10 protein-coding genes are annotated in these 9,795 nt (G+C 70.1%); 4 read left to right on the forward strand and 6 right to left on the reverse strand.

Translation table 11 applies throughout. The features are described from left to right. Positions 1-135: 135 nt before the first annotated feature. From GKQ77_RS20030 to GKQ77_RS20045, 4 genes are all read left to right on the forward strand, one after another. Positions 136-669 carry a hypothetical protein gene (locus GKQ77_RS20030; RefSeq protein ID WP_258021606.1) on the forward strand — a complete coding sequence of 178 codons (534 nt, stop codon included), beginning with the start codon at positions 136-138 and terminating at the stop codon, positions 667-669. 110 nt (positions 670-779) lie between these two features. Further along, on the forward strand, positions 780-2,579 hold the full coding sequence (locus GKQ77_RS20035; RefSeq protein ID WP_219690297.1) for a DEAD/DEAH box helicase: 1,800 nt from the start codon (positions 780-782) through the stop codon (positions 2,577-2,579). Positions 2,580-2,824: 245 nt separating this feature from the next. Next, a complete protein-coding gene (locus tag GKQ77_RS20040) occupies positions 2,825-3,466 on the forward strand; it encodes an IclR family transcriptional regulator (RefSeq protein WP_219690298.1) in 642 nt (213 codons plus the stop codon). Between the two features lie 240 nt (positions 3,467-3,706). Continuing rightward, complete coding sequence (locus GKQ77_RS20045) at positions 3,707-4,516, forward strand: S16 family serine protease (protein WP_219690299.1); 810 nt, start codon at positions 3,707-3,709, stop codon at positions 4,514-4,516. A 155-nt stretch (positions 4,517-4,671) separates the two neighbouring features. Here the strand turns inward: GKQ77_RS20045 and GKQ77_RS20050 are convergent, their stop codons facing one another. The 6 genes from GKQ77_RS20050 to GKQ77_RS20075 form a co-directional block, all read right to left on the reverse strand. Further along, entirely contained in the window at positions 4,672-5,259 is a 588-nt protein-coding gene (locus tag GKQ77_RS20050; protein WP_219690300.1) for a winged helix-turn-helix domain-containing protein, read from the reverse strand. Positions 5,260-5,341: 82 nt separating this feature from the next. Then, complete coding sequence (locus GKQ77_RS20055; RefSeq protein WP_219690301.1) at positions 5,342-6,310, reverse strand: glycine betaine ABC transporter substrate-binding protein; 969 nt, start codon at positions 6,308-6,310, stop codon at positions 5,342-5,344. Then, on the reverse strand, positions 6,307-7,161 hold the full coding sequence (locus GKQ77_RS20060; protein WP_219690302.1) for an ABC transporter permease: 855 nt from the start codon (positions 7,159-7,161) through the stop codon (positions 6,307-6,309). Before GKQ77_RS20060 ends, GKQ77_RS20055 begins: the two co-directional genes overlap by 4 nt. Further along, entirely contained in the window at positions 7,158-8,468 is a 1,311-nt protein-coding gene (locus GKQ77_RS20065; RefSeq protein WP_372459931.1) for a betaine/proline/choline family ABC transporter ATP-binding protein, read from the reverse strand. Before GKQ77_RS20065 ends, GKQ77_RS20060 begins: the two co-directional genes overlap by 4 nt. After that, complete coding sequence (locus GKQ77_RS20070; RefSeq protein ID WP_125517751.1) at positions 8,461-9,108, reverse strand: ABC transporter permease; 648 nt, start codon at positions 9,106-9,108, stop codon at positions 8,461-8,463. Before GKQ77_RS20070 ends, GKQ77_RS20065 begins: the two co-directional genes overlap by 8 nt. A 63-nt stretch (positions 9,109-9,171) precedes the next feature. Continuing rightward, positions 9,172-9,642, reverse strand: a complete 471-nt coding sequence (locus GKQ77_RS20075; RefSeq protein WP_030794967.1) for an Lrp/AsnC family transcriptional regulator — start codon at positions 9,640-9,642, stop codon at positions 9,172-9,174. Positions 9,643-9,795 lie beyond the last annotated feature (153 nt).

Here is a 9,795-nt window from a genome sequence, read left to right on the forward strand (position 1 = left end):
ACCTCACCCTCACCCCCTCCACCTGGTCCCACTTCCTGGCGTACGCCTCCCGTACGCGCGGGTAAGCCTCGCGGGGGAGAGGGGATGGACCCGGGGGTCGATGCGTGCGCGCGCCCCGTCGACAAGCCTGGCGGCATGCCGAAAATGCATGTGTTACCCGATGTGCCGCGCTGGGCCCGGCTCGCCGCGGTGGGCGCCGCGCTGACCAACGTGCCCTCCGCGATCTGGCGGGTGGCCATCGCCCTCGGCGTCCCCGTGGGGCTCGCGCAATCCGAGTACGAGCAGATGGGGGCGCCCGGCCTCGGGTCGCTGGCCCTGGTCGCCCTCAGCCTGATCTCCGAGGTCTTCGCCTTCCTCGCGCTCGGGCTCGTGCAGAGCTGGGGGGAGACGTGGCCGCGCTGGATCCCGTGGCTGGGCGGGCGCGAGGTCCCGGTCATGGTGGGGACCACTCTGGCGGGAGTCGGCGCGCTCGCCACGACTGTCTTCGGCGCGCTGTTCGTCTACACGTCGTTCCACTCGGATATGGAAGCGACCACGTGGGGCATCTGGCTGCTCAACATCGTCTACGCGCCGCTGCTCCTCTGGGGGCCGCTCCTCGGCGCGGTCACCGTGCACTACTACCGGCGCCGGACCGAGGCGTCGCAGGAGCCGGTCCTGACCTCCGTGTGACCCGCCTCGCACATCGAGGCGCCCTGGGCCGTCGGCGGGTACCCGGCGCCGGCCCACCGGTAAGGTGGCCCGGTTGTCGTACGTACCCGAGCTGCAAAATCCCGGAGACCGTGACTACCACCAGCGCCGCCGCCAACTCCTCCCACCACCTCTCGCCCGCCTTTCCCGGCCGCGCCCCCTGGGGCACCGCCAACAAGCTGCGTGCCTGGCAGCAGGGCGCGATGGAGCGGTACCTCCAGGAGCAGCCGCGAGACTTCCTGGCCGTCGCCACCCCCGGCGCCGGCAAGACGACGTTCGCGCTCACGCTCGCGTCCTGGCTGCTGCACCACCACGTCGTGCAGCAGGTCACCGTGGTCGCGCCCACCGAGCACCTGAAGAAGCAGTGGGCGGAGGCGGCCGCTCGTATCGGCATCAAGCTGGACCCCGAGTACAGCGCGGGACCGCTCAGCAAGGAGTACCACGGCGTCGCCGTGACCTACGCGGGCGTCGGCGTGCGCCCGATGCTGCACCGCAACCGCTCCGAGCAGCGCAAGACGCTCGTCATCCTCGACGAGATCCACCACGCGGGCGACAGCAAGTCGTGGGGCGAGGCGTGCCTGGAAGCCTTCGAGCCCGCCACGCGGCGGCTCGCGCTGACCGGTACGCCCTTCCGGTCCGACACCAACCCCATCCCCTTCGTCACGTACGAGGAAGGCAACGACGGGATCCGGCGCTCCTCCGCCGACTACACCTACGGCTACGGCAGCGCGCTCGGCGACGGCGTCGTGCGGCCCGTCATCTTCCTCTCCTACTCCGGCAACATGCGGTGGCGTACGAAGGCGGGGGACGAGATCGCCGCCCGGCTCGGCGAGCCGATGACCAAGGACGCCGTCTCGCAGGCCTGGCGCACCGCCCTCGACCCGCGCGGCGAGTGGATGCCGAACGTGCTCAAGGCCGCCGACACCCGGCTCACCGAGGTCAGGAAGGCCATCCCGGACGCGGGCGGGCTCGTCATCGCCTCCGACCAGGACTCCGCCCGCGCCTACGCCAAGCTGATCCGCGAGATCACCGGCACCAAGGCGACCGTCGTCCTCTCCGACGACGCCGGGGCCTCCAAGCGCATCGACGACTTCAGCGAGGGCACGGACCGGTGGATGGTCGCCGTCCGCATGGTCTCCGAGGGCGTCGACGTGCCGCGCCTCGCGGTGGGCGTGTACGCGACGACGATCTCGACGCCGCTCTTCTTCGCGCAGGCCGTCGGCCGATTCGTACGCTCCCGGCGGCGCGGCGAGACCGCGTCCGTCTTCCTGCCGACCGTCCCGGACCTGCTCACCTTCGCCAACGAGATGGAGGTCGAGCGCGACCACGCCCTCGACAAGCCGAAGAAGGAGGGGGAGGAGGACCCCTACGCCGAGTCCGAGAAGGAGATGGACGAGGCGAACAAGCAGGAGGACGAGGACACCGGGGAGCAGGAGCAGTTCTCCTTCGAGGCGCTGGAGTCCGAGGCCGTCTTCGACCGCGTGCTCTTCGACGGCGCCGAGTTCGGCATGCAGGCGCACCCGGGAAGCGAGGAGGAGCAGGACTATCTGGGCATCCCCGGCCTCCTCGAACCCGACCAGGTGCAGATGCTGCTCCAGAAGCGGCAGGCCCGGCAGATCGCGCACAGCAGGAAGAAGCCGGACGAGGAGGCGGACCTCCTCGAGCTGCCCGCCGAGCGGCGGCCCGTCGTCTCCCACAAGGAGCTGCTGGGGCTGCGCAAGCAGCTGAACACGATGGTCGGCGCGTACGTCCACCAGAGCGGGAAGCCGCACGGCGTCATCCACACCGAGCTGCGGCGCACCTGCGGGGGGCCGCCGAGCGCGGAGGCCACCGCGGGGCAGCTGCGGCAGCGCATCGAGAAGGTGCAGGAATGGGCCACCCGCATGAAGTGACACCCCCCGCGTAACGGGGCAATGGGGGGCGCCGGGGACGTCTGCATGCCCGGATTCTGGACGGAGTCTTCCGCTGAGCGGGACGGCCTCGCTACTGTCCCCGCAACGCACACGCCCCGTGGCAGCGCCGCCGCGGAGCGCAGCCGGTGTTCCGACCGGCGGCCTCTGACGCGCGTCGCCCACGGGACCGGCGGCGCAACCGCCGCGTAAGGAGGTCGCCGACCCTCACTTAAGGAGTGGGCGTCGTGACCGCGGAGACATCCCAGACGCTGGACAGAGGACTGCGCGTCCTCAAGCTGCTGGCCGACACCGACCATGGCCTCACGGTCACCGAGCTGTCCACCAAGCTCGGCGTGAACCGCACCGTGGTGTACCGCCTGCTCGCCACCCTCGAACAGCACGCGCTCGTCCGAAGGGACCTCGGCGGGCGCGCCCGCGTCGGCCTCGGCGTGCTGCGGCTCGGCCGCCAGGTGCATCCGCTGGTGCGGGAGGCCGCGCTGCCCGCGCTGCGCTCGCTGGCCGAGGACATCGGGGCGACGGCGCATCTGACGCTCGTCGACGGCACGGAGGCCCTCGCGGTCGCGGTGGTCGAGCCGACGTGGACGGACTACCACGTGGCGTACCGCACGGGTTTCCGCCACCCCCTGGACCGGGGGGCGGCGGGCCGCGCCATCCTCGCGGCCCGGCAGGGGCTGGTGACGGACCCCGGTTACGCGCTCACCCACGGCGAGCTGGAGGCCGGGGCGAGCGGGGCGGCGGCGCCGCTGGTCGGGGTGACGGGGATAGAGGGCAGCGTGGGCGTGGTGATGCTGGCGGACTCCGTGCCGGAGAGGGTGGGGCCGCGGGTGGTGGATGCGGCGCGCGAAGTCGCCGATGCGTTGCGCTGAGGCCGCGCGGGCGAGCGGTTCCTTGTGGCTCGGTCTGTCGCCGGCTGCGCCTGGCTCGTCCTCAAGCGCCGGACGGGCTTGATCCCGCCGGCTGCGCCGAGCTTGTCCTCAATCGCCGGACGGGCTAGATATCGCGCGCGCTCGTCCTCGACCGTCGGACGGACTAGATATTGCGCGCGCCCGTCCTCGACCGTCGGACGGCTTGGTATGCCGTCCCGGGGCTCACGTTAGATTGATCCCGTGGTTTTCTCCTTCGCTCGATTCAGCCGGGGCCAGGCCCTCGCCGTCTGTGCCCTGCCCGTCGTGGCTCTGCTCGCCGTCGCGGCGGTCGCGCCGTTGCCGTTTGCCGTGGCGCAGCCCGGCGGTACGGCGAACGTGCTCGGCAAGCACGAGGGCAAGCCCGTGCTCACCATCAGCGGCGTCCCCACCCGGGAGACCAAGGGTGCTCTGCGTATGACGACCATCGCGGCGACGGGGCCGCAGATGGACGTGCGGCTCGGTGACGTGGTCGACGGGTGGTTCCGGAGCGACCGTGCCGTGATGCCGAAGGACTCGGTCTATCCGACCGGCGACGACGTGAAGGAAGTCCAGAAGCACAACCTCGGCGACATGAAGAAGTCGCAGGACGAGGCGGTCAAGGCGGCGCTGGCCTATCTGAAGGCGGACGGCTACGACGACACCGGCAAGGTGGACGTCAAGGTCGACCTCGGCAAGGTCGGCGGACCCAGCGCGGGCCTGTTCCTGTCGCTCGGCATCATCGACAAGCTGGACGGCGACGGCAGCGGCGGCGACCTCACGGGCGGCCGGGACATCGCGGGCACCGGCACGATCTCCGCCTCCGGCGAGGTCGGCCCGGTCGGCGGCGTCGCCCTGAAGACGCAGGGCGCGCGGCGCGACGGCGCGTCGGTCTTCCTGGTGCCGAGGGCCGAGTGCGCGGACGCCAAGGCGGAACTCCCCAAGGGCCTGCGCCTCGTCCCGGTCACGACGCTGAAGGGAACGGTCGAGGCGCTGCGGACCCTGCGCGAGGGCGGCGACCTCCCGAGCTGCTGACCAGCCGCAGCCCCAACTCCACCAGCGTCCAGCCGAGTTGCGTACGTATGGGTGGGTGAGAGCGCGTCCGCCTTGGGGGCGTCGCGCGCCCTAACTCGGCGGCGCGGTCGTGGTGCAGCCTCAGGTGGATGTCAGGGTGCATGGTCGTCAGCCCTTCAGTCGGTGGGGCGCGTGGGGATGAGCTGTGTCTGGATGCGGACGAGGGCCGCCCGTGGGTCGTCCTCGTCGCTCGCGAACTCGCGGAAGCCCTCGATGACCTCGTGGATCCTGTCCTTCAGCTCGGCGGTCCGCTCGGGGGTCAGCCGCAGGATGGCGTCGCTCATGTCCGAGGAGGCGATCCACTCCTCGGGCCATTCATGGCTCGTGCCGACCCAGGTGGACAGCGCCTCGATGTACAGGGACGCCACTTCGTGGAGGTAGAGCTGGGCGGCCCCGCGCACGGTCGGGTCCGCGTCGTGCAGCAGCGCGTCGTCGAAACTCGTCCCCTGGTGCGCCGCCCGCCACCACCGCTCCCGGCCCTTGCCCCGCTCCGGGTCGTCCTCGACGAAGCCGTGCGCCGCCAGTTGCCGCAGGTGGTAGCTGGTCGCCCCGCTCGACTCGCCGAGCCGGACGCCCAGTTGGGAGGCGGTGGCGGGGCCGTCGCGCCGCAGCGAGCCGAGCAGGCGGATCCGCAGCGGATGAGCGAGCCCGCGCAGCGAGCGGGCGTCCAGCGTGACCAGCTTGCGGGCCTTGGGTGCTGTCATGACCGACAGCGTAGGTATGCAAAGACTCCGTTGCAACGGTTTTTGCAACGGAGTCTTTGCAACTTCCTGGAGCCCGGGAGGGCTACTCCTTCACGAACCCCTCCTCGATCAGCCACTCCTTCGCCACCGCGTGCGGGTCCTGGCCGTCCACGTCCACCTTCGAGTTGAGGTCCCGCGCCACCGTGTTGTTCAGGGCCTTGGTGATGGGCGCCAGGATCTCCGCCATCTCCGGATGCCGCTTCAGGGACTTGCTGTTGATCTCGGGGGCCGCGTTGTAGTTGGGGAAGAAGCGCTTGTCGTCCTCCATCGTCGTCAGGTCCATCGCCTTGATGCGGCCGTCCGTCGTGAAGACCTCGCCGTACGCGCACGACCCCTTGGACGCCTGCGTGTAGATGATGCCGGTGTCCATCTTGGTGATGTTGGCGGACGGGACGCTCATCCCGTACTCCTTCTGCATGCCCGGAAGCCCGTCCTCGCGGGAGGCGAACTCGCTCTCCACGCAGAGCGTGACCGCCTTCGGGTCGGACTTGGAGAGGGACGCCACGTCCGAGAGCGTCTTCGTCTTGTACTTCGCCGCGTTCCGGCGGTTCATCGCCAGGGCGTACGTGTTGTTGAGCGTGGCGGGCGGGAGCCAGGTGATGCCGTTCTTCAGGTCCGCGTCGCGCACCGCCTGCCACTGCTTGTGCGGGTCGTCGATGGGCTCGGTGTTGCCCTGGTACGTGATCCAGGCGGTGCCCGTGTACTCGTACATGGCGTCCGCGTCACCGCCCTTGACGGCCTCCCGCGCGCCGATCGAACCCTGGATGCCCGTGCGGTCCAGTACGTCCGCGCCCGCCGCCTCGAAGGCGATGCCCATGATCGCGCCGAGGATCAGCTGCTCGGTGAACTCCTTGGACGTGACGGTGAGGTCCGCGCCCTTGAGGGGCAGGCCCTTGCCGATGGAGCCCGGCTTCACGTCGTCCACCATGGGGCTGCCGCTGGTGAGGCCGCAGCTCACCAGGAGCGCCCCGGCCAGCACGGCGAGGCCGCCCGTACGCCACGTCACCCTCATGACCGCACCTCCAACCCGCGCGGACGCAGGACAAGTTCGGCCAGTGAGGCCAGCCAGTCCACCAGGAGCGCCAGCGCGATCGTCAGGATCGAGCCGAGCATCAGGACCGGCATGCGCTGGTTCGTCATCCCCGTCGTGATCAGGTCGCCGAGGCCCCCGCCACCGCCGAAGGTGGCAAGCGTCGCCGTGCCGACGTTCAGGACGAGGGCCGTGCGCACGCCCGCCAGGATCAGCGGTACGGCGAGGGGGAGTTCGACCCTGCCGAGGACGCCGAGCGGGGACATGCCGATGCCCCGCGCCGCTTCGAGGAGCGTCGGGTCGTTCGCCTTCAGGCCCGCGATCGTGTTGGAGAGGACCGGCAGGACGGCGTAGGTGATGATGCCGATCAGGGCCGCCTTCTCGCCGATGCCCAGCCAGATCACCAGGAGGGCGAGGAGGCCGATCGCCGGGGTCGCCTGGCCGATGTTGGCCAGGGCCATCACGGCGGGCGCCGCCCTGCGCAGCTTTCCGCGCGTCAGCAGGATGCCGAGCGGGATGGCGATGATGAGGACGAAGAAGGTGGAGATCGCGGTGAGTTCGATGTGCTGGCGCAGCCTGAGCCACACGTTCCCGTTCGCCAGCGCGTTCCTGGAGATCGAGTCCAGGTCGGCCTGCTGGAACCACCACCAGGTGAGCAGCAGGATCACCGCGAGGACGGCGGGCAGGAACGTCACCTTCTGCCAGCTGACCCGGCGCGGCTGCGGGCCGCCCGCGCGCGCGGCCGGTGCCTCCTGCTCGTCCTCGCCGGTGTCACGGAACGCGAGGCCCTTGACCTCGTGCTCCCCTTCGGGGCGGCGCTCGTCGGGCCTCATGCCTTCGCCGCCCCTCCGAGCTCCCCGTACCCCGCGCCCTCCTGCTCCTGGTGGGTCAACTGGGCGCGCTGCTCCTCCAGTTCGTGCTGGTGCTCGACGGCTTCGAGGCGGTCGGCCTCCAGCATCTCGTGGACGGAGTTCATCAGCGTCTCCATGTCGACGACGCCCGTGTACTCCCCGCGCCGCCCGGTCACCGCGACCCGGCCCGCGTTGTCCGTGAGCACCGCCTCCAGCGCGTCGCGCAGCGTGGCGTCGCGGGTCACCGTGTCGTGGACGAGGGTGCCCGCGCGGGCCAGTGAGCCCTTGGCGCGCATGAGGTCGCCGCGCCGCAGCCACTTGTAGGGGCGGCCGCGCTTGTCGAGCAGGAGCAGTTCGTTGACGCCGCTCACGCGCAGCTTGTCGAAGATGGTCTGCAGCGGGTCGTCGACGGTCACCGTCGGGATGTCGGCGATCTCCACGTCCCGTACGCGCGTGAGGTTGAGGCGCTTGAGCGCGGCCCCCGCGCCCACGAACCCCGACACGAAGTCGTCGGCGGGGTTGGTGAGGATCGCCTCGGGGGTGTCGAACTGCGCGATGTGCGAGCGCTCCCGCAGCACGGCGATGCGGTCGCCGAGCTTGATCGCCTCGTCGAAGTCGTGGGTGACGAAGACGATCGTCTTGTGCAGCTCGTGCTGGAGCCGGATCAGCTCGTCCTGGAGGTGGTCGCGGGTGATCGGGTCGACCGCGCCGAACGGCTCGTCCATCAGGAGCACGGGCGGGTCGGCCGCCAACGCCCGCGCCACGCCGACGCGTTGCTGCTGCCCGCCGGAGAGCTGGCGCGGATAGCGGCCGTGGAACTCGCCCGGGTCGAGGCCGACCAGGTCCAGCATCTCCTCCACCCGTGACCTGATCCGCGCCTTGCCCCAGCCGATCATCTTCGGCACGAGGGCGATGTTCTGCGCGACCGTCATGTGCGGGAAGAGGCCGGAGGACTGGATCGCGTACCCGACCTTGCGGCGCAGCTTCACCGGGTCGATGTCGGTGACGTCCTCACCGTCGATGCGGATGCGGCCGCTCGTCGGCTCGATGAGGCGGTTGATCATCTTCAGGGTCGTCGACTTACCGCAGCCGGAGGGGCCGACGAAGATGACGGTCTCGCCAGCCTTGATCTCCATGCTGACGCTGTCCACGGCGGGCTCGTGGGAGCCCGGATAGCGCTTGGTCAGGTTCTCCAGCTCGATCGTGGCCCCGGAGGTGGCGGCGGAAGCGGACCCGGAAGCGGACGCGGAGGTGGCTCCGGAGGTGGTGGCGGCGGTGGTCTCAGACACGGATTCCCCTTGAGATCGTCAGCCGGCCGATCAGGACGTACGCCGCGTCGAAGAGCAGTGCGAGGACGATGATGCCCAGCGTGCCCGCGAGCACTTGGTTGAGCGCGTTCTTGCTGCCGAGCGAGCCGATGCCGCGGAAGATCTCGTTGCCGAGGCCGGGCCCGGAGGCGTACGCGGCGATGGCCGCGATGCCCATCAGCATCTGGGTGGAGACCCGGATGCCGGTCAGGATCGGCGGCCAGGCGATCGGCAGCTCCACCTTGAAGAGCCGGGCGGCCCGCGACATCCCGATGCCCTTCGCCGCGTCGACGAGCGAGGGGTCGACGCCGCGCAGCCCGACGATGGCGTTGCGCACGATCGGCAGCAGGCCGTAGAGGGTCAGCGCGATCACGGTCGGCGCGACACCGAGCCCGACGACGGGGATCAGCAGACCGATCATGGCGAGCGAGGGGATGGTGAGGATGGTGGAGGTGGCGGTCGTCGCCAGATTGCCCGCCCACTCGCTGCGGTAGGTGAGGACACCGATCAGTACGCCGATGAGGGTCGCCACGACCATGCACTGGAAGACGGCGCTGGCGTGTTGATAGGCGTCCGTCAGCAACTGTTGGTGGCGGTTGCCGAGGTAGTCCCAGAAGTTCACTGAAGTGCTCACCTCGCCTTTCCCGGAGCGCTCGGCTTGCCGAAGCGCTCGGGGGTCGTCGACTCAGGGGTCTTCGGACGCCTGCTCCACGAGCGGGATGATCCGCAGCGGAACGGGGTTTTCCATGACGATCGCCGTGGAAGCCCGGACGATGCCATCAAAACCCACGACGCGGTCGATCACACGTTGGAGATCGGCGTTCGACCGGGCCACGAGGCGGCAGAGCATATCGCCGTGGCCCGTGATGGTGTGCAGTTCCAGCACCTCGGCGACGGTCGCCAAATGCGCCCGCACGTCCGCGCCCTGGCCCTGTTTGATCTCCAGCGTCGCGAAAGCGGTGACGGGGTAGCCGAGCGCCGCCGGATCGACCTCGGGGCCAAAGCCCCGGATGACTCCATTGGACTGAAGCCGGTCCATCCGCGCCTGCACCGTGCCGCGCGCGACGCCGAGCCTGCGGGACGCCTCAAGAACCCCGATACGCGGCTCCCGCGCCAGGAGCACGATGAGCCTGCCGTCCAGATGATCGATCGCCATACGTCCTCCCGGGTGGTCATCATGTACAGATAGCCCGCCCATCCTTGCCCTCCGCTGGTCAGTTTGACCACTGAAAACGCGAACTATTGCGCACCTTGTCAATCGGCGGGAGCCTCAGCACATGGCAGCTACTTCGACGAACCCCACCCACAC

Origin of the sequence: Streptomyces anatolicus (assembly GCF_019400875.1) — a bacterium.
Lineage (GTDB): Bacteria > Actinomycetota > Actinomycetes > Streptomycetales > Streptomycetaceae > Streptomyces > Streptomyces anatolicus.

Excerpts from the sequence above, each read along its gene's own strand:
- GKQ77_RS20055 (WP_219690301.1), bottom strand. The coding sequence starts at position 6,310 with ATGAGGGTGACGTGGCGTACGGGCGGCCTCGCCGTGCTGGCCGGGGCG.
- GKQ77_RS20060 (WP_219690302.1), bottom strand. The coding sequence starts at position 7,161 with ATGAGGCCCGACGAGCGCCGCCCCGAAGGGGAGCACGAGGTCAAGGGC.
- GKQ77_RS20030 (WP_258021606.1), top strand. The coding sequence starts at position 136 with ATGCCGAAAATGCATGTGTTACCCGATGTGCCGCGCTGGGCCCGGCTC.
- GKQ77_RS20050 (WP_219690300.1), bottom strand. The coding sequence starts at position 5,259 with ATGACAGCACCCAAGGCCCGCAAGCTGGTCACGCTGGACGCCCGCTCG.
- GKQ77_RS20075 (WP_030794967.1), bottom strand. The coding sequence starts at position 9,642 with ATGGCGATCGATCATCTGGACGGCAGGCTCATCGTGCTCCTGGCGCGG.